This is a genomic window from Polaromonas sp. (assembly GCF_012927485.1).
Taxonomy (GTDB): Bacteria; Pseudomonadota; Gammaproteobacteria; order Burkholderiales; family Burkholderiaceae_C; genus Polaromonas.
Genome location: NZ_JABBPC010000013.1, coordinates 91,253 through 112,947 on the forward strand (window position 1 = coordinate 91,253; position 21,695 = coordinate 112,947).

21 protein-coding genes are annotated in these 21,695 nt (G+C 57.7%); 4 read left to right on the forward strand and 17 right to left on the reverse strand.

Going from position 1 to position 21,695, the window contains the following annotated elements:
- Positions 1–197: 197 nt before the first annotated feature.
- The 4 genes from HHJ16_RS06435 to HHJ16_RS06450 form a co-directional block, all read right to left on the reverse strand.
- Entirely contained in the window at positions 198–1,910 is a 1,713-nt protein-coding gene (locus HHJ16_RS06435; protein WP_293641683.1) for a PAS domain-containing methyl-accepting chemotaxis protein, read from the reverse strand.
- Between the two features lie 183 nt (positions 1,911–2,093).
- A complete protein-coding gene (locus tag HHJ16_RS06440) occupies positions 2,094–2,951 on the reverse strand; it encodes a hypothetical protein (RefSeq protein WP_293641684.1) in 858 nt (285 codons plus the stop codon).
- 168 nt (positions 2,952–3,119) lie between these two features.
- Entirely contained in the window at positions 3,120–4,469 is a 1,350-nt protein-coding gene (locus HHJ16_RS06445) for an ATP-binding protein (protein ID WP_293641685.1), read from the reverse strand.
- A 9-nt stretch (positions 4,470–4,478) separates the two neighbouring features.
- Entirely contained in the window at positions 4,479–5,228 is a 750-nt protein-coding gene (locus tag HHJ16_RS06450; RefSeq protein WP_293641819.1) for a response regulator transcription factor, read from the reverse strand.
- A 554-nt stretch (positions 5,229–5,782) separates the two neighbouring features.
- On the opposite strand from HHJ16_RS06450, the gene HHJ16_RS06455 reads away from it, so the two are divergent.
- The 4 genes from HHJ16_RS06455 to HHJ16_RS06470 all read left to right on the forward strand — a co-directional run bounded on the left by HHJ16_RS06455 (position 5,783) and on the right by HHJ16_RS06470 (position 9,777).
- Positions 5,783–6,256 (forward strand): hypothetical protein, encoded by a 474-nt coding sequence (locus HHJ16_RS06455; RefSeq protein ID WP_293641686.1) that lies wholly within the window; start codon positions 5,783–5,785, stop codon positions 6,254–6,256.
- A gap of 73 nt (positions 6,257–6,329) precedes the next feature.
- Positions 6,330–6,755 carry a hypothetical protein gene (locus tag HHJ16_RS06460; RefSeq protein ID WP_293641687.1) on the forward strand — a complete coding sequence of 142 codons (426 nt, stop codon included), beginning with the start codon at positions 6,330–6,332 and terminating at the stop codon, positions 6,753–6,755.
- A gap of 98 nt (positions 6,756–6,853) precedes the next feature.
- Positions 6,854–8,566 (forward strand): DUF4384 domain-containing protein, encoded by a 1,713-nt coding sequence (locus HHJ16_RS06465; protein WP_293641688.1) that lies wholly within the window; start codon positions 6,854–6,856, stop codon positions 8,564–8,566.
- Positions 8,527–9,777, forward strand: coding sequence for a hypothetical protein (locus tag HHJ16_RS06470; protein WP_293641690.1), 1,251 nt, complete (start codon positions 8,527–8,529; stop codon positions 9,775–9,777). Before HHJ16_RS06465 ends, HHJ16_RS06470 begins: the two co-directional genes overlap by 40 nt.
- A 22-nt stretch (positions 9,778–9,799) precedes the next feature.
- Here the strand turns inward: HHJ16_RS06470 and HHJ16_RS06475 are convergent, their stop codons facing one another.
- From HHJ16_RS06475 to HHJ16_RS06535, 13 genes are all read right to left on the reverse strand, one after another.
- A complete protein-coding gene (locus HHJ16_RS06475) occupies positions 9,800–10,705 on the reverse strand; it encodes an SDR family oxidoreductase (protein ID WP_293641692.1) in 906 nt (301 codons plus the stop codon).
- 15 nt (positions 10,706–10,720) lie between these two features.
- Positions 10,721–11,218, reverse strand: coding sequence for a GNAT family N-acetyltransferase (locus HHJ16_RS06480; protein ID WP_293641693.1), 498 nt, complete (start codon positions 11,216–11,218; stop codon positions 10,721–10,723).
- 5 nt (positions 11,219–11,223) lie between these two features.
- A complete protein-coding gene (locus HHJ16_RS06485; RefSeq protein ID WP_293641694.1) occupies positions 11,224–12,153 on the reverse strand; it encodes a glutathione S-transferase family protein in 930 nt (309 codons plus the stop codon).
- Positions 12,154–12,247: 94 nt separating this feature from the next.
- A complete protein-coding gene (locus HHJ16_RS06490; RefSeq protein ID WP_293641695.1) occupies positions 12,248–13,264 on the reverse strand; it encodes an NADP-dependent oxidoreductase in 1,017 nt (338 codons plus the stop codon).
- Between the two features lie 116 nt (positions 13,265–13,380).
- The gene (locus tag HHJ16_RS06495) at positions 13,381–13,839 is read right to left on the reverse strand and encodes a PaaI family thioesterase (RefSeq protein ID WP_293641697.1); all 459 of its coding nucleotides are present in this window, start codon (positions 13,837–13,839) and stop codon (positions 13,381–13,383) included.
- 13 nt (positions 13,840–13,852) lie between these two features.
- Complete coding sequence (locus HHJ16_RS06500; RefSeq protein WP_293641699.1) at positions 13,853–14,644, reverse strand: SDR family oxidoreductase; 792 nt, start codon at positions 14,642–14,644, stop codon at positions 13,853–13,855.
- Positions 14,645–14,668: 24 nt separating this feature from the next.
- On the reverse strand, positions 14,669–14,950 hold the full coding sequence (locus HHJ16_RS06505) for a Dabb family protein (RefSeq protein WP_293641701.1): 282 nt from the start codon (positions 14,948–14,950) through the stop codon (positions 14,669–14,671).
- 3 nt (positions 14,951–14,953) lie between these two features.
- On the reverse strand, positions 14,954–15,178 hold the full coding sequence (locus tag HHJ16_RS06510) for a hypothetical protein (protein WP_293641703.1): 225 nt from the start codon (positions 15,176–15,178) through the stop codon (positions 14,954–14,956).
- Positions 15,178–17,010 (reverse strand): acyl-CoA dehydrogenase, encoded by a 1,833-nt coding sequence (locus HHJ16_RS06515; protein WP_293641705.1) that lies wholly within the window; start codon positions 17,008–17,010, stop codon positions 15,178–15,180. The genes HHJ16_RS06510 and HHJ16_RS06515 overlap by 1 nt, the downstream gene beginning before the upstream one ends.
- 24 nt (positions 17,011–17,034) lie before the next feature.
- Complete coding sequence (locus HHJ16_RS06520; protein ID WP_293641707.1) at positions 17,035–17,466, reverse strand: PaaI family thioesterase; 432 nt, start codon at positions 17,464–17,466, stop codon at positions 17,035–17,037.
- Between the two features lie 16 nt (positions 17,467–17,482).
- Complete coding sequence (locus HHJ16_RS06525) at positions 17,483–18,658, reverse strand: acetyl-CoA C-acyltransferase (RefSeq protein WP_293641708.1); 1,176 nt, start codon at positions 18,656–18,658, stop codon at positions 17,483–17,485.
- Between the two features lie 28 nt (positions 18,659–18,686).
- Complete coding sequence (locus HHJ16_RS06530) at positions 18,687–20,786, reverse strand: 3-hydroxyacyl-CoA dehydrogenase NAD-binding domain-containing protein (RefSeq protein ID WP_293641710.1); 2,100 nt, start codon at positions 20,784–20,786, stop codon at positions 18,687–18,689.
- 200 nt (positions 20,787–20,986) lie between these two features.
- Entirely contained in the window at positions 20,987–21,694 is a 708-nt protein-coding gene (locus tag HHJ16_RS06535) for an ABC transporter ATP-binding protein (RefSeq protein WP_293641712.1), read from the reverse strand.
- Between the last annotated feature and the right edge of the window lies 1 nt (position 21,695).

Consider the following 21,695-nt stretch of genomic DNA (forward strand, 5'->3'; position numbering starts at 1 on the left):
AGCGGCCCATGTCCGCTTTGTGCTATTTAAATGATAGCCTTCTGTGCTTGATCTAATTGGGCGAAAAGCATTTTTACTCTAAAAGATTAGCACAACCAATTAGTCTCATTTAAAAAATCAATGAGGGGGCCGTGGTGGGGTAGTTGGCCGTGCAATCCGCCCCCTGAACGATCGCGACTTTCAAGTCTTGCAGCAGTCTACCCGCGTGTGGGTCGGCCAGCTGTCTCCAAACTGAGAGACGGCGCTGCCGCCCAAAGGGGCTCTTCACCACCCGTCTTCGAATTGACACGACGGAGATTGTTCTCGCGCATCGACTGATGTCCTTCATGCCTGAACACGATCACAGCCTGTGCCAGATCTTCCGCCTGCTCCTCCAAGGAAGAGGCGGCAGCGGCGGCTTCCTCTACCAGCGCCGCGTTTTGCTGTGTCACCTGGTCCATCTGCGTCATGGCTCGGTTGATCTGCTCAATTCCCGAGGTTTGCGCCTGGCTGGCCAATGTAATTTCGGCCATGATGTCGGTCACGCGCTTGACGCTGGCGACAATTTCGTCCATCGTTTTGCCGGCCTGCGCTGCCTGTTTACTTCCCTCCTGAACTTTGTCCACTGAGTCGCCGATCAAGGTCTTGATCTCCTTCGCGGCCGCGGCAGAACGCTTCGCCAGATTTCTCACTTCGGTTGCCACCACCGCAAAACCCCGGCCTTGCTCTCCAGCACGGGCCGCTTCGACGGCGGCATTGAGCGCCAAAATATTGGTCTGGAAGGCGATGCCGTCAATCACGCCAATAATCTCGACGATCTTTTTGGAGGAAGCATTGATAGACCCCATGGTGTCGACCACTTGCGCTACGACGCTCCCGCCCTTGACCGCTACGCGGGAGGCAGATTCAGCCAACTGATTCGCTTGGCGGGCATTGTCGGCATTTTGTTTCACCGTGGAAGTCAGCTCTACCATCGAGGCAACCGTCTGCTCCAGCGAGCTGGCCTGCTCTTCGGTACGCGATGATAGGTCCATATTGCCCGCCGCGATCTGGCTGGAGGCCGTGGCGATGGTGTCGACATTTCCACCGATGTCCAAGAGGAGTCCCACCATGTTGGCGTTCATCTGGTTCAAGGCACGCAGCAAGGGCTTGGCTTCATCCGTGGAGTGGATTTCGAACTTGACAAGATCGCCCCCGGCAATGGCCTGAGCTACCCGGACCGCCTTGTCCAGAGGACGAAACACGGTACTCACAAGAAAATAGCCCATTCCGATCCACGCCACGGCGGAAACTACAGTGCCCGCCGCCAGTACGTTAGGGACCCAGTTGGCCCTGCCCGATGACAGGGCCATCAGGCTGACTTCGCGCCATCCAAGTACGCCAAAGATCAGCGTCAGAAGAGCCGCAAAGGCGCTGATACAAACGACCCGGTACGCGATTGGGATTCGGCGCAAGCCGGCCATGGGGTCAACCCAAATCGGTCGCATCACCTCCCCTTGCCGGATCACCAACCCGCCGGCATGCCCCTCCCGAATCTTGCGATAATTTTGCTCGGCGTCGCTCATCTGCGCGGGTTCGGGTTTACTACGCACCGACATATAACCCTGCGTCGCGCCTTTGTGGCGGATTGGTGTGACGTTCGCCTGCACCCAATAGAAGTCACCGTTTTTGCGCCGATTCTTGACCACGCCTGTCCATGGCGCGCCTCGACTCAGCGTTTCCCACATGTCCTCAAAGGCTTCCGGCGGCATGTCGGGATGACGGACGATGTTGTGCGCCTTGCCCAGGAGTTCATTCAGCTCATAGCCACTCACCTCAAGAAACGTCGGATTTGCATAGGTGATACGTCCCTTGAGGTCGGTGCGGGACACCATCGCCACCTCTGGTGGAAGTATGTATTCGTTATTGGTGACGGGTAGGTTTAAGCGCATAACGTGAGAGATCTCCGTAGAAAGGCGGCCAAAAGCCGGTTCGGAATCGATACTTATGTCAGATATTTTGACAGTATTAACAACTGTTAACGATTTTACAAGCCAGCCGCGTTGTTAGAGTTTGATAAAGAACAATCCGCCCTTGCAAGCGTCAACAGCGCCATCGAATCCGCCCACAGTCAGCTAGCGGGAGAGGTCTGACGCCAGTTCCTGAGCGAGCATGACAAACTCTGGCGCCCGCTGCACGGATACGTGGGTGGCGCCGATCGCGTAAGTCAATCGCGTTTTCACACCTTGCGCCTGCAGTCGAGCGGCATAGGTCTCGCTAAATTTTGGCAGCGTGTTGTCGTCTTTGTTGCCCACCACAAGACGCATGTGGATGCCCGCCTTGATGTTGCCCACCTCGTCCTGTGGCGATAGGCTGTGTGTCCAACGACCCTTTTCCCGCGCTGAAGCGTTGCGCCATTGCCGCCACGGCGGAACGTCGCACGGGCAACCGGCCAGCAGATAAGCATCGGCACTGGCTGGAAAACGGCTGGCCAGCAGTGCGGCCACGGCTGCACCACCCGAGTAGCCAATCAGTAATATCTTTTTGCCCGGGTTGAGCGGTCGAAGCTGGTCCAGCGCAGCAGCGACTAACGCTACATTGCCGGGGCTGTAGTCGTCGACCTCCGCGCTGGTGGCACCGCCAGATAGACCCGGATCGCTACGGGAAATCGGGCGCTGGAAGGCGATGGTGGTAATTTTCAGCTGTTGCGATAAATTCAATGCCGTCTCCCGACCTGTCAGCACCTCAAGACTGCCGCCGTTGTCGCCATACAGGAAGACGAGGAGCACCCTGCCGTTAGCCCCGGCGGGTTCAAACTTTTGGGTCACCATGCACTGAGGGTGGCTGCCGGTGCGTTCAATGCCATCAGCTGCTTTTCCGGCGAGGCACTGGTTAGTCTGGGTTGCCGCGTGCGCCAGCGGGATCCAAGCCAAGGCGATCGCCAAGGCCTTCAGCGTCGAAGTGACCGATGCGCTGGTGAAGTCGTGTCTCATGCCTCCTCAACTCCCTCATTCAGGCGTAAAGCCGCGAGTGTGCCACAGCCCGTCTGCGATGCCGCATCGATAGCGCATGGTGCTATATATTTTATAGCTATTCACGCTTGTTCCTATTGGGCCAGAGGCAAAAATAATATATCGCGAGATCGAATGAGGGCGGTCAGTTCATCGCTTGGTGGTAGACCGGCCCGTGACGTTTGGCGGGTGTAGCGGTACCACCAGTCGTACCCGGGTGCCTACCTGGGCCTTAGTGGCAATCTGCAGCTGCCCGCCCAGCTTACTGGCGCGCAGACGCATGCCCTCCAGGCCCTTGCCCACAGGTCTGCCGGCCTCGCGGCGGGCAATGCCCAGGCCGTTGTCGCGCACTTCCAGTAGCAGGGAGTCGCTCTCCGGCAGATAGCGGCAGATCACCTCGACCGCGCTGGGATGAGCGTGGCGCATGATGTTTGACAGGCATTCCTGCGTAATGCGCAAGACTTGCTGTGCACGATCGCCGATAAAGGCCTGCAGCGGTCCGTCCACATCCGCCTTCCAGACCATGCGAATGCCCAGTTTGTCCAGTGAATGCTGCACGCGGTAGCGAAGACGGCCGAGCGCATCGATTACGTTATCGTCCGAAGTGTCTATTGAGTCGACCGTGATTTTGAGGTCCATGAGGCAATGCTCCAGGGCCAGCGCGACCTCCTTCTGCAGCGGCGCGCGCGTGTCGAGAGTGGCCAGGATGTTGACCAGTTGGGAACCCACGCCATCGTGAAGGTCCTGCGCGATACGTCGGCGCTCGCTGGCCACAGCAGCCGTGGCAAGTTCGGTGGACGGGCCAAATCCGGTGACAGTGTCCCACGCCGTTGGATGCGCGTAGTGTGTTCCCGACGCGGCTTCCCGCGCAGGGGGTCCGGCCCGGTCGGTAATCAAAAGCCATAGCAGAAGCAGAAAAGTGGCGAAAAAATATTGAGCGAACGTAGGGCCATGCAAACCGTTGGCGGCGAGCAAATCTTCGAAACAAATGCCGAGACCCAGCACGCTTCCCCCAAGCACCAGCCAGAAGCGGTAAGTCCCCTGCCTGTAAGCGATCAACCCCAAGTAGACCGACAGCGCACTGGCACAAACCAGATTGAGCGCCACCCAAAGCTGGTAAGCCAGGTCCTGCTGCGCCGGGCCCCAGGCGTACAAAGTCAGCAGCAGCGTCCCCGCCACGCCCTGTGCCATCCACACGGCATAGACTTTGAAGTCGGTGATCGAAGCGCTGACCAAGAGAAAGAACGACACCGCCGCAGCGGCGACTTGATAACCAGCATGGGCAGCAAATACCGAAAGCGGACGGGACTCAATCAAAAAGCTGGCGCTACTGGCTAGCAGATACACCAACCAACCGGACGTAGCAACGGCACAGGCCAGATCAACCGGGTTGTGCTGCCTTATCCAGGCTTTGCCCGATACCGCGAGAGTCACCGCCGCTGCAGCCATGCTGAGCAAGGCGCCGGCCTGAACCCCCCAATGGTAGGGGATGGGTGACACGGCAGGCCTTCAGAACAGCCCGCGATGGGCCGCAAAACTCACGGCTTGAGCACGTGTGCGCACCTGGAGCTTGCGATATATGTTTTTGATGTGCGTATTAACCGTCAACCCGCTGATGGTCAACCGTGAACCGATTTCCAAACTGGTGTAGCCTGAGGCGACAAGCTTCAGCACTTCCTTCTCACGCTCGGACAGCTTGCCCTTGTCGCTGCTCTTGTACAGGATACGATGGTTACTCTCCTGGGCATGATTGAACTTGCTGAGCAGGCGCCGCGCCAGGTTGGGTGTGATGGACGCCCCCCCGTTGACCACCTGCAACACAGCCTGTGAAAAGTTTCCAAACCAGGAATTTTTGACCAAATACCCTGTGGCGCCCAGTTCGAAGGCATGGAGGGCATGCTGCTCGTCTTCCATTGCCGAGATCACCACCGCTTCCGCAACAGGGCGCACAGTTTTCATGTGCTCGATAAGGTCGAATCCCGTGCCATCGCCGAGGTTAAGGTCCACCAGCATGACGTCAAACTCATGTACCGAAATCAGGCGTCTTCCTTCCTTCATGCTGTTCGCCTCCGCAAGGAGGTTGATCCGCATGTCCGCCAGCAATTCCTGCGCAATAACCCGGCGTATGTGCGGATCATCATCGACCAGCAAAACGCGCACTGGTTGCTCGGCTTGACCCGTCAAAAAGTCAGGCCAGATGCTGGGGGGGGCGCTATGCGAGGCGAAGTGATGCTCCTCTGCGAGCAGGCCAAATTTCATTGATGAGCTAGCTGTGACGTCTGGATGCAACAAATTGTTCATAACTTCTCCTGAGTTCCCGATCTATCAGGCACAACCGGCAGGTTTTACCGATTGTTTGACTGACTATTCGCCACCATTTACGCTAAACCACTTGATTAGATTCTTTTGTATGGTAACGAACTATTGGCGGGAAGCTAAATTTATATGTACATCTGTAAGAATAGTTGAAATTAAGTTAAAAGATACGTTCTGTTTCATTAGTTTCATAATGTATCCACCCTATTCAAACGCGGTGGTACGGAGCGGAAAAGATAGCAAGGCAGTCCGATGTTGACTCAGGAAGACGGTTCAACATCCGTAACAAACAGCTCGCCAGATCGCGCAAATGATGTAACTCATTGCAGTGATTGGCATTACCTCATGCGTTTACGAAACTGAATCCAGACAAAGCAGGGCAAAAAGCCAAACCGGTCCGGAGAAGCTGCACCGCCCCGCAATGTCTATCAGGCCAGTGGCTCTGGATTTCTCCAGGCTTCCGGAAAAATGTAGATCAATATCTTGAGGAAATTATCATGAAAAAGCTTGCACTTATCGCTTTTGCTGCTCTGGCAACTACCGCCTTCGCCGGCCCCCCAGGCCCTCTCAACGGACCGCAAATCGTGATTAACGGCAGTTCGGTCCAGGGCGTGGCGATGATCTTTTCGTCCTTGCGGAACCAGTCTACTGGCAGCAACAGCGACGCGCATCAGAACGTGTCCAGCAATTCCGGCAACGTAACCGTCAATGGCAATTCAACACAACTGACGGCAGGCATCTGGTCTGACGTGTCCAACCGTTCAACCGGCAGCCACAGCTATGCCAGCCAAAACCTGTCGTCCAACGTCGGTAAGGTTGACATCAACGGCAGCTCGACACAGGTGACGGCGATGCTGGGTTCCTACGTGGCGAACCTGGCCAGCGGCAACCACGCGACTGCGGTTCAAAACATTGCGAGTAACAACGGTTGCACATCCTGCCAGCCTCTCGCAAACCGACAAGACCGCTGACAACGTGCGAGGGCACCCTCCTGGATCTGACGCAGTGGGTGCCCTTTTTTAGTTTTAAGAATGGAGCTCAGTCATGATGAATAGAAATCTGCGCACTGCATGGGCGTTATGGATACTGGGCACGGCCCTGAGTGCCGGTGCACAGGGCGTTCCCGGTGAGGATCCGGTGCAGTTGTCGGGCCCGGTCAAGTTTTTGAACCTGCCAGGCGGCCCGTCGCCTAAATCAGACCCGATCGACCGTAACCCCGAAATGCCGGCCTGGATGAAAGCGCGGGTTGCCCGCTACGAAGCAAAGGCATTTTCGGCGACGGCCAATGACGGAACGATCTTGACCAACAACGACGTGGTGAACACCTCCAGTGCGCAAGGCCTTAACAAGACCTGCGTACAGGACGTCGGTAGCGTCACGTCGGCAACGAATAAAGCAGGCCGCAATACGGTCAGCGGACAACAGCAGATCGTCGTTCTGAGAGGCGATCTGGTCAATATTTGCCGGTAAAACTGCATTCATACAAGAACTCACCGCAGTCTTACCGCCCCAACCGCCGAGGCTGACAGCGGCGCTTTTTTCTGAATCATCTACAACAGGGAAGCATCATGAGAACGCCAGAAAAAAACACAGTCGGCGCTGGCTGGTTCAAGGGAACCATGGGCCTTGCGCTGCTTTCAGCGCTGTCTCTGCTGGTGGGTTGTGGAACGCCTATGAATCCCCGCGAGGATGCCAACTTTCAGTCCTATGGCCATGCTGCCGACCGACCGACTGGCAGGCCGGTCCGCTCGATATCCAGCTTCTCGGATTCGCTCATGTGCATGGACCGGTTGTTCCGGGAAACGCAATTACCCACCACGCTCATCACAAGTAAACAGATTCCCGACTTCTCAACCCGTGTGCCTGTTGCGACCAAGGAAATGATCGTGACGGCCCTCTCGCAGATGTCCCGTCTGAGCAACGCATTCAGGTACGTGGACTATGAAATTGATATTTCACGTCAAGACACGGTGCAAAACCTCACCACCATCCTGCTGAACAACAACCAGATTCAATTGCAGCGCCCCGCCCTTTACGTAACCGGCGCGGTGGCGTTTGTGGACCAGAATGTCTTGAACAACCGGTTTGACGTGGGCACATCGGGTTCCCGGCTGGATACGGGTTACAGCCGAAACCGCAATGCAACGATCATTGGCCTGGAGCTTCAGTTGGGCGACTTCCGCACGCGCACCATTATTCCAGGACTGGACTCTTCCAACGAGGTCATCCTCGGAACCGGTGGACAGGGACTCGATCTTGCAGGCCGCATCGGCGACTATGGCTGGAAGTTCAACGTCGGCCGCGACTATGCCCAAGGTTCTGGCGCCGCCATTCGGACCCTGGTTGATCTGGCGATGATTGAGCTGACCGGAAAATGGGCCCGAGTGCCTTACTGGCAATGCCTGACACTTGAGCAAACGCATCCAGACTTTCAGCGCCAGCTTAGGGACTGGTATGACGAAGGAGATGCGGGCGTCCATCAGGGACTGGTCAAGCGCTCGCTCATAAGCCATGGATACCTGGCCGCAAGCGATGACATGCTTGCAGTCAACAGCCCAGAGTTCCGCAGTGCGCTGGGCCGGTTCCAAGCCGACAGCGGTATGGTGGTCACGGGTGTCGTCGACTTTCCTACTTACGAGCGCGCCCTGCGCAATTTTGTGACTTTGGGCGACGACGGCAAGCTCGCCCGTGTCGGCTGGCTCCCCACTACCACCACCCCGACCAGGGTAGCCGCCACTACATCGGCAGACAAAGCGACCAGCGGCGCCGCCTCAATGCCGGGTGAGGTAGCCTACGGCGCACCGTCGCAACCTACTCGCATCGACATGCAGGTCGAAAACCTTGTGTTGGACAGAACTGTTTTTGAATCGGGCGAGCAGATATTCCTCTCGGCCACGCTCTCCAAAGCGTCTCACCTTTACTGCTATCTCTCCGAGGCCGATGGTCATGTGATCCGGCTGTTGCCCAACGCGACCAACCCGACTTCGCTGATATCCGCCAACCTGGCGATCCGCATTCCTGACTGGATGAGTCCAACCCCCGGTTTTGTGCTGGATACCGGTATACCGGGTACCGAAGCCGTCAGCTGCATTGCCACGAACGAAGAGGCCTTCCCAAAATTGCCCGCGCCGTTGCAGGGTAAGGGATTGACGGTGATCGCTGGCTACAAGGGCATCGGCAGCGTCAAGGAAGCCTTTACCAAGGCGCTGGGCGAAGGCGGCTACGTCGAGCAGACGCTTCAATGGCGTGTGATTCCGCGCCGGGTGGCAGCGGCGCGTTGAGCCAGAGCAGCGCTATGCGGGCACGACTTTCCTTCCGTGTTGCACCGGGGGCTGAAATGCTTTCAACCAACCGACCTGGTCGCTGGCGCACCCGGCTGCGCCGAACGTTACCGGCTTGCCTGATGCTGGCCGTTAGCCTGAGCGGCGCTGATGCCCGCGTCCTGGTAGCACCTGCGCAACCGATACAGTCGTCCCCGTTGCTGGCAAGCCCGTTAAGGTTACAGGGGCCGGACGATCCGGCGGTAGAGCGCGACATTCAGCGACTTAAGTCAATCGCGGGTACACCGGTGCGTAATTTGAGCCCGCGCTCGCCGAACGGTTCATCCTCGCAGACAGCGGAGCCCGCAAGCGCGTCCCGGGCCGCATGGCTGCTGGGATTGATCTATCTGCAAGGTGCGGGCGTCACGAGTGATCCGAACCAAGCCCAACTATGGTTCGAGCGCGCTCATGCACTGGGGGACGCGTGGTCCAGTGCAGGACTCGCGTGGTGCCAGATCGAGGGCTGTGGAGGCTCGCCGGATCCGGCCGCCGCACGTCGCTGGATTGCCCAACTGCGCAACGTGGACCTGCCGCGCGCCCAGTATCTGGAATGGGTCGTGCAATCCAGGATGTCGCCGTTGCAGATCGCCACGCCACGGCTTGGGCAGATCGACAGCGGCCCGGCACTGCCGGCGCGCGAGCTGCTGGTTCGGGCAGCCCAAGGCGGTGATATGCACGCACGCATCGAGTTGGGTCTTGAAAGTGTGGCCGCCAGCCGCTTGCCCGAAGCGCTGGAGTACTTCAAAGCAGCCGCACCAAAATCGGCTGCAGCTTCCGCAAATATGGCGATTATCTCGGACCGTATCAAGAACCGTTTGCAGGTCCGGCCAACGTCCATGTCGGCCGCCGACCTGTTGGCCAGCGCGCAACAATTTCACCGGGGCGAGGGACGGCCGGCAAACTATGCGGAGGCGATCCGCCTCTACCGACTGGCCGAGGTGAAGGGCAGCGTTGAGGCTCGCCGTATGCTGGCCCTGATCTTCTCCCGTACGACCTTCGAGGGAGATTTGGACGTCGCCTGGATGCAGCAATTAGGCAACCTGGATCTGTCGAAAGACGCGCCGGGACTGGTCCCCGTGACAGGCACCCGGCAGCTGCAGCGGGAACCCAGCCCCTTGTTTGACCTGCTCCCCGAGGTTTGGCGCAAACGGACGCACCGGGTCAGCCGTTGACTCGACTGCCGGTTGCCCGCCGTCACGCAGCGCGCAGCGCGGCTTTCAGCTGCTGGCCAATCTCAGGTTTGTCCGCAAACGGATCCGTCGGATTGCGTGCCTGCAAAATGTCTTCAAGCCGTGTCTGCACAGAGTGTATGGCCTTAGGGTGGCTGTAGATATAAAACTGATTGGCAACGATCGCATCGAAGACCAGTTGTGCCACGTCGGCCGCGGTGACTTTGCCGGAACCCACCGCTTTTCCCGTCATGGTTTGCTGAATCAGTTGGCTCCGGGTAGGTTTCTCGACTACAAATTCAGCCGGCCGATTGCGCTCGCTTTGGCTAATGCCCGTTGACACGAAAAATGGACAGAGCACACTGGCACCAACCTGGTCACTCACGAGGCGCAAATCCTGGTACAGCGTTTCGGTCAGGCTCACCACGGCATGCTTGCTCACGTTGTACACGCCCATATTGGGGGGATTCAGTAGACCGGCCATGCTGGCCGTGTTGACGATATGTCCCTGCCAGGTGGGATCTTTCGCGGCCGCGTCCAACATCATGGGTGTAAAAACACGCACGCCATGCACCACGCCCATCACGTTGACACCTAGCACCCATTCCCAGTCTTTGACGGTGTTTTCCCAGATCAAACCACCGGCACCGACGCCGGCATTATTGAAGACAAAGTGCGGCGCACCGAAGCGCTCGAGCACCGCTTGACCCAGCGTTTCCATTTGCGTGGCACTCGATACGTCGATCTTTAAAGCAAGCACTTGAGCACCGGCGGCCTTTGCCTCTGCGCTGGCTTGGTCGAGCGCATCCTGTTGCACATCGACCAGTACTAGGTTCATACCCAGTCTTGCGCCTATGCGTGCGCACTCCAGGCCAAAGCCCGACCCCGCGCCGGTAAGAACGGCGGTTTTGCCTTTGAAATTTGTAATCATCGTGAACTCCTTGAATTAAGCAGGACGCAGCATGTCGATATGGGGGATGCCGTCTTCCATGTACGGAACCCCTGTTCGGACGAAATCATGCTGCAGGTAAAACTGTTCCAGTCGCGCCTGAGCGCCTATCCGTATCGGTTGTGGCCCCCATTGCTGAGACAGGCAGGCGATGGCCCGACGCAGGAGAACGTGACCAGCGCCGCTGCCGCGGACCGATTCATGCGTGATCACGCGCCCGATACTGGCTTCGGAAAATTTGAGACCCGGGCCGAAGACCCGCGCATAAGCGATCAACCTACCCGATATGCTGCCCAGCAAATGCATCGCCTTCCCATCCGCGCCATCCATATCCTGAAAGAGACACGCCTGCTCAATGACAAAGACCGCACTGCGAAGCTGCAAGACCTCGTAAAGCTGATGGGGTGTGAAGGCATCGAAGGCAAGAAAGCGCCACGAGATCAGGCGCGTAATCTCTGTGGCTTCGCTGATGACCGAGGTCGGGTCGGCTCTCATGTGCGTCAAACGGCCTTCAACGAATAGCCTACTCGCGGGAAATGCACATGAACCGTACCAGCGCGCTCGTCGGTGCGGCGCAAGGTGTAATGCATGCGAGTGGCGGCGACAAGTTCGCCCACGGTAGGCTCGGGACCGAACACTTCGGCGGTTACGCTCACTTGACTGCCGAGCGGGATGCCGTGGTCATCCTGAAAAATATCGTCATGCAACGGAGCCGGCACCGACGCCGCCGCGACAGCAATCGCCCCTGATGCGCTGAACTTTTCCATTGCGCCGTGGCCGATGGCGGCCATGCGCTCCATCCAATCCAGCACGGCCGGTGTGGCGTTGAGAATGTTGGCGAGCGCGGGCGTGCGCACGCGGGTGAACCACAGCGGATGGTACATCGCAAAGTCGCTGATGCACGGCACATCGCCTTGCAAAAACGGCCAGTCATCAAGCATGTCCGATAGGCGTCGCAGGTAGGACTTGTAGGCTGCAGCGGCATCCAGTGGACGCAGGCGTGTCATGCCCGAACTCATGGCACGGCGGTCTTCACCGAAAGCCTTGGCCGCATCGGGCGGCGCATTGCCAAATATCTGGGCCAGGCCTTTCGGTTGCATATTGAACGCCATGGAGGTCCAAAACAACGTGCTGTCAGCCCACTGAGCAAGCGTCCGCGCCATCCCCTTGCAGGGCTCGGGATACAGCGTGGGTTCAGGCTGAAGATGTTCTAAAACGTCGGCAATCAAGGCTGTGTCGCAATAAATGTCAGCACCGATTTGCAATACTGGCGTTCTGCGGTAGCCCCCGGTAAGCGCCACCACGTCCGGCTTGGGACTAATCATCGGGATCAGCACCGACTTCCAGGGAAGGCCTTTATAGCCCAACATCAAACGGGTTTTCTCTGCAAAGGGCGAGGTCGGGTAGTGATGAAGGATCAACGCGGTCATGAAGCTCTCTCCTGGTGAAGGTTATAGACGACCAGTGACTCGGGATGGTTCAGGACCACATCGCTAGCGCCCACGGCGACCTCGGATTACAAAGCTAAATAAGTTTGACCAGTTGCTTGCCGAAGTTTTTGCCTTTCAGCAACCCCAGAAAGGCTTCAGGCGCGGCTGCCAGACCAACCGCCACCGTTTCGCGTGGCCGCAGCTTGCCTTGAGCGACCAGCGTGCCGAGTTCCTTGAGGGCCTCCGGCCATATTTCCATGTGCTCGCTGACAATAAAGCCTTGCAACCGGAGACGGCTCTGCAAAATCAGTGCCGGTTGCGTGATGGGCAGCGGTTTTCCGTCGTAGCCGGCGATCATGCCGCACACGGCAATGCGGCCAAAATCATTCATCCGCGAAAGCACGGCGTCAAGCACCATGCCGCCGACGTTCTCGAAGTAGCCGTCGATGCCATCCGGGCAGGCTTCCTTGAGCGCGTTAGACAGGGACGCTGCATCTTTGTGCAATTTGTAGTCGATACAAGCGTCAAAACCCAGTTCGTCGACCCCATATTTGCACTTCTCAGGGCCGCCCGCAATTCCGACCGTGCGGCAGCCGCGTGCTTTCGCCAGCGCCGCGAAGGCACTGCCCACGGCGCCGGTAGCGGCACTCACCGCGACGGTCTGGCCTGCCTTGGGCTCGATGATTTTCACCAGCCCATACCAGGCAGTCACCCCCGGCATGCCGACCGCGCCCAAATAGTGGGACAGCGGCACATGGGTGGTGTCGACTTTGCGCAAGGCGCCCGGCTGCTCTGCCTTTACCACGCTGAATTGCTGCCACCCGCCCATGCCGACCACCTTGTCGCCAGGCTGAAACGCGGGTGAGCGGCTTTCCACCACTTCGCCAACGGTGCCGCCCTGCATGACTTCACCCAGAGGCTGAGGCACGGCATAACTCTTCGACTCGTTCATGCGACCGCGCATATAGGGATCAAGGCTCAGGAAGTGGTGCCGCACCAGCACCTCGCCATCCTGCAACGCCGGGGTCTCGCTGGACCTCTGCTTGAAGTTGCTGGCGACCGCTTCACCGGTGGGGCGGTTGTCGAGAAGAATTTGTTGATTAGCGGGCATGTGAATCTCCTGAGATGGGTTTGGGACTTCTATAACGGCAATAAACGCTATTTATGAATAGCAAATAATGGCCGTCTTTCTGGGGCTAGAAAACGAGTCAGCGGTTAAACAATACATCAGTCAGTCGGAATGGGACTGACGGGCGCGCTCAGCGCATTCGCACTTTTGGGTCCTGTCGCCAAGCGTCTTACGTATTTGAACGTTCCCGTCGCGTGGGCGCAAGCCCGATTTTGTAAATCGTAAAGCGTGGCTTCGGTAAAAGCCAGTGTGGCGGTTCGGTGCATCAGTCGCCCCTTCGCCGTGAGTTTGCTACCGTCGCCCGGCGCAGGTTGCATGAAGCTGGTCTTCATTTCAATGGTGACGACGCCCATATCCTTCTGGACGCTGCGCGCGGCCACAGCCATGGTGACATCCAGAAGCGTCATGATGGCGCCGCCATGCGTGACCGCGAAGGAATTCAGGTGCTCGGACTTTGGCGTGTAGCCAATGGTTGATTGACCGCCATCAAACAACTCCAGCGCAAAGCCGAGGTGACTGACAAAAGGTATTTCTGTACCAAAGTTCAGGAAGGTCATCCAGCTTTCCCGCTCAACCGCCAGTCACTGCGGAGACGCCGCCGTCCACCGCCAGCCACTGGCCGGTGATGTGCTTGCCTGCGTCTGAGGCATACAGCACGCAAAGGCCCTTGAGATCTTCGTCATCGCCCAAACGACCCAGTGGTGCGTGTGCGGTGAGTTTGTCTTCGCCCATCGCCTTGAGCGTGCCCATCGTCATCTTGCTGGGGAAAAAGCCGGGGCAGATGGCGTTCACGGTGATGTTGTAAGCGCCCCATTCACTGCCTAATGCCCGGGTAAAGTTGACCACCGCACCTTTGGACGTGTTGTAGGCAATCGTGGTCATCTCGCGCGGGTTCCCACCCAGACCTGCAATAGACGCGACGTTGATGATGCGGCCTGACTTGCGCGGGATCATGCTGTGTTTGGCAATCTGTTGCGAGAGAATGAAATACCCGCGGATATTGAGGTTCATGACCTTATCCCAGGCCTCCACCGGGTGATCTTCAGCCGGCGCCCCCCAGGCCGCTCCCGCGTTGTTGACAAGGATATCCACGTGCCCGAAACGCTTGATGGTTTCATCGGCCAGTGCGCGAATATCGGCTTCTTTAGAGCAGTCGGCGGCAATCCAATCAACCTCGATGCCAGCGGATTTCAGCTCGGCGGCCGATTCGATCAGGTCCTCAGCCTTGCGCGAACTCAGCATGACTTTGGCGCCCGCTTCGCCTAAGGCCTGCGCGAGTTGCAAGCCAAGGCCACGCGACCCGCCCGTGACGAGTGCGGTTTTTCCTTTGAGATCAAACAGTTGCTGAATCGTACGGGTCATGGGAAGTCTCCATTTATGTTGTTGCTAAATTTCATAATCAAGCACGCTACGGATCTCGCGCAGGGTGCCCAAGGCGCCGCTAACATGCTGATGATGCGGGTGATTTTGATAAGCCGCCAGTGCGGCGCTGTTCTCGAACACGGAGTAAAGCACAACATCACAATTGGCTTCTAACCCGACTGTCCTGATGGCGACTTCAAACTCGACCATGCCCGGAACCAGTGCATTGCAGGTGTCCAGCTGGGCCTTGAAACGTGGCGCATCCGCAGCGTCGAAAAGATTCCACATGACGATGTGTTTGATCATGCGTCACCCTCTTATTTTTGAGCGTAAATAAATCAGCCCAAAGCCGACCGCAGCGACCAGCGCGCCCGCTACCATGAGGGTCTGGCCATCGTCTTCGTCCGCGCGGTCCACCACTATTCCCAGAACCAGCGCCAGCAGGCCGGCATAAATCAGTACCCAGATTACCCCTTGCAAGCGGGCCAGAGCCGTACCAGAAACCGCCTTGGAAGGCGGCTTTAAAACCCCCACTAAAAAGCCTCCTCGGGCAAGTCGGCGCAGGTGCGGTCACGCGCTTCAACCACGTTAAACCAGGCCTCAATTTTGGGCAATTCGTAGTGATAGAAATAGCGGGTAGCACCCAGTATTCCTAGCGTAGAAGCTATCGACTGGGTAGCATCTGCCTTAAGTGCGGCCAGCGCCACCTCCAGCCAGATCCAGGCCAGCACGGTGTGGCCGAAGCCCTGCATATAAGGGACTGCATTGGCAAGTGCGTCGCTAGAGTCGCCGGTGATCCAGGCGGCCTTGGTGGCACTGCCAACCTGTTGCCAGGCTTGCGCCAGTGCGCCGGCATACGCAGCGAGCTCCGGCACCTGAGTTGCACGTTGGAGGGTGGCGTTGACACGCGCTGCGAGCAGCGCGAGTCCTCTGCCATGTTCCATCAGCACCTTGCGCCCCAGCAGGTCCATCGCCTGAATGCCGTGAGTGCCTTCGTGAATCATGTTCAATCGGTTATCGCGCCAGTACTGCTCGACCGGAAAGTCGCGCGTGTAGCCATACCCGCCATGCACCTGAATCGCCAGGGAATTGGACTCAAGGCACCATTCGCTGGGCCAGCTTTTGGCGATCGGTGTGAGCACTTCCAACAGCAAACGCGCGTCGTCTGCGACCTGCGGCTCGGCTGTGTGCTGCTCGTCGACCAGGCGGGCGCAGTACAACTCGAGCGCTAATGCGCCCTCGCAGTATGACTTTTGCGCCAGCAGCATTCGCTTGACATCAGCGTGCTCGATGATCCGGATTTGCGGTTGAGCCGGGTCCTTGCCGCCGGGTCCGATGGGGCGACCCTGCGGGCGGTTTTTCGCATAATCAAGCGAAGCGTAATACCCCGCCAGTCCCAGCATGGTGGCGGCTGTCCCGACGCCAATGCGTGCTTCATTCATCATATGAAACATACAGCGCAGACCTTCGTGCGGCTTGCCTACCAGGTAGCCGACGGCCCCGGCTTCTCCGTTCACCGGGTATTTACCTTCACCAAAATTCAGCAGCGTGTTGGTGGTGCCCCGCCAGCCCAGCTTATGGTTCAACCCTGCCAGCGCGACATCGTTGCGAACGCCAGTGAGCGCACCGCTGCTGTCCACCAGTTTTTTGGGCACGATAAACAACGAAATTCCGCGCGTGCCCGGAATCAGTTTGCCATCGGGCCCAGGTATTTTGGCGAGCACCAAGTGAATGATATTTTCAGTCAGCTCGTGTTCACCAGCCGAAATCCACATCTTGTTGCCCCTGAGCCGATAACGTGGGCCCAGCGGGTCGGCTTCGAAATCAGTACCGTCGGGTACGGCGCGGGTCGTCACATCGCTGAGCGAGGAACCAGCCTGCGGTTCTGACAGACACATGGTGCCGGAAAAGCGTCCAGAAAACTCATTCTTGGCGAACACCGTCTTCTGCGCCTCAGTGCCGTGCACCATCAGCAAATTGGCATTGCCCGTCGTCAGCATGCCGGAGCCGATACTGACCGAAGCCATGGCAAAAAACGCGTTGGCAGCGGCTTCTACGGTATAGGGCAATTGCATGCCGCCCATGTCGTAGTCCTGTGCAGCACTTAGCATTCCTGAAGCCGCATAGGCTTTTTGAGCCTCGTGCGTGGCCCGAGGCAAGATGACTTTTTCACCGTCAAAGTGCGGCTCTTGGGTGTCAACGATGCGGTTGAACGGCGCGTATTTTTCGCGGGCAATGCGTTCGCAGGTGTCAAAAACGGCATCAAAGGTTTCACGGCTGTGGTCGGCAAAGCGAGCCCGCTGATTCAGCGACTCGGCATCGAGCCACTGGTAGAGCAAAAAATCGAGGGTGGGCCGGAGGTTCATGGTGCGGTTCAATCTCCCGAGGGATTATTTAGCTGTTTCCTTGCCCGGCAAGCGGGCAATCGTGCCCTGAGCAACAGCGCAGAGTTTCTCTTCGCCATTCACCATCACAAACACATCACAGCGGCAGACCGCCTGCGAACTTCCCGCATACACGGCCTGGGCGCGCGCAATCAGCCGCTCGCCGATGGCCGGCCTGACGTAATTGATCTTGAATTCAGACGTCACCACCGCCCCGCCGAGGGCCGTTCCGCCGGCGTAGGTGAGCGCATTGTCAGCGGCGTAGCTCACGACGCCGCCGTGAACAAAACCGTATTGCTGCAGGATTTTTTCGGTGATCGGCACCTGCATTTCACAGTGCCCGGTTGACAGGGCATGGAGCTCGGCGCCGATGAGGACGCTGAAAGGCTGCAGGGCCAGAATAGCCTGCCCTTTCTGGAGCAGCAGGGAATCGTTCATGGCCTTGGCAAGCGGCTTAAAGGACTTCGAAAATGCCGGCTGCGCCCATGCCGCCGCCAATGCACATGGTCACGCAAACACGCTTCGCGCCGCGGCGCTTGCCTTCAATCAGCGCATGGCCCGTCAGGCGCTGGCCGGTGACGCCATACGGATGGCCGACGGCAATCGCGCCGCCATTGACGTTCAGCTTGTCCATCGGAATGCCAAGCTTGTCGGCGCAATACAGCACTTGAACGGCAAATGCTTCATTCAGTTCCCAGAGGTCAATATCACTGACTTTCAAACCCAGTTTGGCCAACACTTTGGGAATGGCGAACACCGGGCCAATGCCCATCTCATCGGGCTCGCAACCCGCAACGGCGAAACCGAGGAAACGTCCCAGCGGCATAAGCCCTTTTTTCTCGGCAACTTTTTCGTCCATGACGACCACAGCACCGGCGCCATCGGAAAACTGACTGGCGTTCCCGGCTGAAACAAGGCCCCCGGGAAGCGCCGAGCGCAACCCGCTGATGCCTTCCTTAGTGGTACCGGCCCGGATGCCTTCGTCCTTGCTCACGGTGACCTGCTTCGTGGTCAGGCCCATGACGGGGTCGGCCACACCGGCCGTCACCGTGATCGGTGCGATCTCGGCCTCAAATAGTCCTGCGGCTAGCGCCGCAGTGGCTTTTTGCTGGCTGCCGGCGCCGTATTCGTCCATGCGATCGCGTGAAATACTGTAGCGCTTGGCAACCTGCTCGGCCGTTTGGAGCATGTTCCAGTAAATTTCAGGCTTGTTTTTGGAAAGCCAGTCTTCACGCAGCATGTGGGTATTCATTTCCTGCTGGACACAGGAAATGCTCTCCACGCCCCCGGCGACGTAAATATCGGCTTCGCCGGCGATCACGCGCTGAGAGGCCAAAGCAATGGCTTGCAAGCCGGAGGAACAAAAACGGTTGACGGTCATGCCGGACACGGTGACCGGACAGCCCGCTCGCAGCGCGATCTGGCGAGCAATATTGGCGCCCGTAGCGCCTTCAGGCGTTGCGCAACCCATGATCACGTCATCAACTTCTGCAGCGTCGATGCCGGCGCGGGCAATTGCATGCTGAACGGCATGGCCACCCAAAGTAGCGCCATGTGTCATGTTGAAGGAACCCTTCCAGCTCTTGGCCAGAGGGGTGCGGGCGGTGGAAACAATTACAGCGATGGTCATGGAAATCTCCGGAGTCGGTAAGCGTGAATCAATTAAAGGTCTTGCCTTCGGCGGCGAGTTTGGCCAGCAACGGTGCGGGCTTCCAGAAGTTGGCGTCGTCTAGCGGATTCTGTGCAAAGCGGTGCATCGCCTGCACCACGTTGAAGAGGCCGACCTGATCGGCATAGTTCATAGGACCGCCGCGGTAAATAGGAAAACCGTAGCCCATCAAATACACCATGTCGATGTCGCTGGCCTTGGAAGCAATGCCCTCCTCCAATATATGCGCTGCCTCGTTCACCAGGGAATACACCAGCCGCTGGACAATTTCTTCGTCTGAAATTTTGCGTGGAGTGACGCCCAATGACTTGCGGTGCTCTTCGATCATCTTGACGACTTCTTCATTAGGAATAGCGTCGCGCTTGCCGGCCACATAGTCATACCAACCCGCCCCGGTTTTTTGACCGAAACGGCCTTTTTCGCATAACAAATCGGCCGTTTTGCTGTATTTCATACCTGGCTTTTCCTGGTAGCGGCGCTTGCGGATAGCCCAGCCAATGTCGTTACCAGCGAGGTCTCCCATCCGAAACGGTCCCATCGCAAAACCGAATTTCTCAATCGCCTTGTCCACTTGCGACGGAGTGCACCCCTCGTCTAGCAAAAATCCGCCCTGCCGGCCGTACTGCTCGATCATGCGGTTGCCGATAAAACCGTCGCACACCCCAGACACAACGGCCGTTTTACGAATTTTCTTGGCCACTGCCATGACCGTCGCCATGACGTCTTTGGCCGTCTTCTCGCCGCGAACTACTTCGAGCAGCTTCATGATGTTGGCCGGACTGAAAAAGTGCAGTCCCACGACGTCTGCGGGACGCTTGGTAAAGGAGGCGATCTTGTTCACATCCAGCGTGGAGGTGTTGGATGCCAGGATGGCGCCGGGCTTCATGACACGATCCAATTCAGTAAACACTTTTTCCTTGACGCCCATTTCCTCAAACACGGCTTCGATCACCATGTCAGCGTCTTTCAAGTCGTCGTAGCTCAGGGTGGTGCTGAGCAGGCTCATGCGCTGCTCGTACTTGTCCTGCTTGAGCTTGCCTTTCTTGACCTGAGATTCGTAATTTTTGCGAATCGTGGCGATACCGCGGTCCAGGGCTTCCTGCTTCATTTCCAGTATCTTGACCGGAATGCCCGCGTTGAGGAAATTCATGGAAATGCCGCCGCCCATGGTTCCGGCGCCAATCACGGCGATCGATTTGATCTCGCGCTTTGGCGTGTCAGCCGGCACGTCGGGTATCTTGGAGGCAGCCCGCTCGGCCATAAAGATATGGCGCAGTGCGCGGCTTTCGGACGTCCACATCAGGTTAATGAAAAGCTCGCGCTCAAACAGCAGGCCATCTTCAAATTTCCGCTTGGTCGCAGCTTCCACCGCATCCACGCACTTGAGCGGTGCCGGGAAGTTTTTGGACATGCCCTTGACCATGTTGCGCGCGAACTGAAAGTAGGCATCTCCGTTGCGATGTTTGCAAGGCAGATCGCGTACCAGCGGCAGGGGACGGGTGTCTGCAATCGCCTGAGCAAACGCCAGCGCTTCTTCAGCCAAAGATTCAGCCGACTTGGCCATTTTGTCGAACAGCTTTTGACCGGGGATTTGGGCCAGCAACTCGCTCTTGACAGGCTCTCCGCTCACAATCATGTTCAGCGCCGGCTCAACACCCACGGCGCGTGGCAGACGCTGGGTACCGCCCGCTCCCGGCAGCAGACCCAGCTTCACTTCGGGCAACGCCACACTGCAGCCCGGTGCGGCAATGCGGTAGTGGCAGCCGAGCGCCAACTCGAGGCCGCCACCCATGCAGACCGAATGAATCGCGGCAACCACTGGTTTGGATGAGTTTTCAATCGCCAAAATGACACTGTGAAGGTTGGGTTCCTGCAACGCCTTGGGTGATCCAAATTCCTTGATGTCGGCGCCGCCAGAAAAGGCTTTGCCTGCGCCAGTGATCACAATCGATTTGACACCGGTATCTGCGTTAGCTTTCTGCAGGCTTTCAGTGACACTTAAGCGGGTGGCATAACCAAGCCCATTGACGGGCGGATTACTCAGAGTGATAAGCGCCACGGTGCCGTGAACTTCGTAGAGGGTAGTCATTGAGGCTTTCTTTCCTTGATTCAAGTTTCAGTTTTGAAGATTGATTTGCATGGGCCTGGGATGCGGACACTTGCATTCACTGACGATAAATAGTACGACCGTTCTATTAATAATTGTAGGGGGCTCCATGGCTGCGCATAAGTTATTCCGTTCGCAATACGCCCCAATTTGTCCCGGGCGGGACAAGTCCAGGTACTTTTTTACACTTCGAGCCATTCTTTTCGAATGTAGGCGTCGGCGCGCAGGCCGTCAGGTGTGCCATCAAACACGATGCTGCCGTGTCCCATCACGAGCGCCCGGTCAGAAATGGCCATGGCAATAGTCAGCTTCTGCTCAATCAAGAGCACGGAGATGCCTTTAGCTTTCAGGGTTTGCAGATATTGGCCCACCAGTTCCACCACTTTGGGCGCAAGGCCCTCGGTGGGTTCGTCAATGATGATGAGGTCCGGGTCGCCCATCAGGGTGCGACAGAGCGTGAGCATTTGCTGTTCGCCACCCGACAGAACGCCTGCTTCGATGTTCTGGCGCTCTTCAAGCCGAGGGAACATCGCGTACATGTCATTGAACGACCAGCGCGCTCCCTTTGCTGAACCTTTTTGCCCCAATATCAAGTTTTGATGCACGGTAAGTTTTGGAAAGATATCGCGGTTTTCTGGCACGTAGCCGATGCCAAGATGGGCAATCTGGTAGGCCTTTTTACCGACAATTTCTCCGGCAAACTTGGCTGCTTTCCAGTGAATAGAGCCTTGGCAATGAACCAGTCCCATGATCGCCTTCGCGGTAGTGGATCGGCCAGAGCCGTTGCGACCGAGTAAAGCCACAATTTCGCCAGGACGCACATCAAACGAGACACCATGCAGTACATGGCTTTTGCCGTAGAAGGCATGTAGATCTTTTATAGACAGCATG

Bases quoted from the DNA above. Each gene is read 5' to 3' on its own strand.
- HHJ16_RS06435 (WP_293641683.1), bottom strand. From the start codon at position 1,910: ATGCGCTTAAACCTACCCGTCACCAATAACGAATACATACTTCCACCA.
- HHJ16_RS06440 (WP_293641684.1), bottom strand. From the start codon at position 2,951: ATGAGACACGACTTCACCAGCGCATCGGTCACTTCGACGCTGAAGGCC.
- HHJ16_RS06450 (WP_293641819.1), bottom strand. From the start codon at position 5,228: ATGAAATTTGGCCTGCTCGCAGAGGAGCATCACTTCGCCTCGCATAGC.
- HHJ16_RS06455 (WP_293641686.1), top strand. From the start codon at position 5,783: ATGAAAAAGCTTGCACTTATCGCTTTTGCTGCTCTGGCAACTACCGCC.
- HHJ16_RS06460 (WP_293641687.1), top strand. From the start codon at position 6,330: ATGATGAATAGAAATCTGCGCACTGCATGGGCGTTATGGATACTGGGC.
- HHJ16_RS06465 (WP_293641688.1), top strand. From the start codon at position 6,854: ATGAGAACGCCAGAAAAAAACACAGTCGGCGCTGGCTGGTTCAAGGGA.
- HHJ16_RS06470 (WP_293641690.1), top strand. From the start codon at position 8,527: ATGGCGTGTGATTCCGCGCCGGGTGGCAGCGGCGCGTTGAGCCAGAGC.
- HHJ16_RS06475 (WP_293641692.1), bottom strand. From the start codon at position 10,705: ATGATTACAAATTTCAAAGGCAAAACCGCCGTTCTTACCGGCGCGGGG.
- HHJ16_RS06480 (WP_293641693.1), bottom strand. From the start codon at position 11,218: ATGAGAGCCGACCCGACCTCGGTCATCAGCGAAGCCACAGAGATTACG.
- HHJ16_RS06485 (WP_293641694.1), bottom strand. From the start codon at position 12,153: ATGACCGCGTTGATCCTTCATCACTACCCGACCTCGCCCTTTGCAGAG.
- HHJ16_RS06490 (WP_293641695.1), bottom strand. From the start codon at position 13,264: ATGCCCGCTAATCAACAAATTCTTCTCGACAACCGCCCCACCGGTGAA.
- HHJ16_RS06495 (WP_293641697.1), bottom strand. From the start codon at position 13,839: ATGACCTTCCTGAACTTTGGTACAGAAATACCTTTTGTCAGTCACCTC.
- HHJ16_RS06500 (WP_293641699.1), bottom strand. From the start codon at position 14,644: ATGACCCGTACGATTCAGCAACTGTTTGATCTCAAAGGAAAAACCGCA.
- HHJ16_RS06505 (WP_293641701.1), bottom strand. From the start codon at position 14,950: ATGATCAAACACATCGTCATGTGGAATCTTTTCGACGCTGCGGATGCG.
- HHJ16_RS06515 (WP_293641705.1), bottom strand. From the start codon at position 17,010: ATGAACCTCCGGCCCACCCTCGATTTTTTGCTCTACCAGTGGCTCGAT.
- HHJ16_RS06520 (WP_293641707.1), bottom strand. From the start codon at position 17,466: ATGAACGATTCCCTGCTGCTCCAGAAAGGGCAGGCTATTCTGGCCCTG.
- HHJ16_RS06525 (WP_293641708.1), bottom strand. From the start codon at position 18,658: ATGACCATCGCTGTAATTGTTTCCACCGCCCGCACCCCTCTGGCCAAG.
- HHJ16_RS06530 (WP_293641710.1), bottom strand. From the start codon at position 20,786: ATGACTACCCTCTACGAAGTTCACGGCACCGTGGCGCTTATCACTCTG.
- HHJ16_RS06535 (WP_293641712.1), bottom strand. From the start codon at position 21,694: ATGCTGTCTATAAAAGATCTACATGCCTTCTACGGCAAAAGCCATGTA.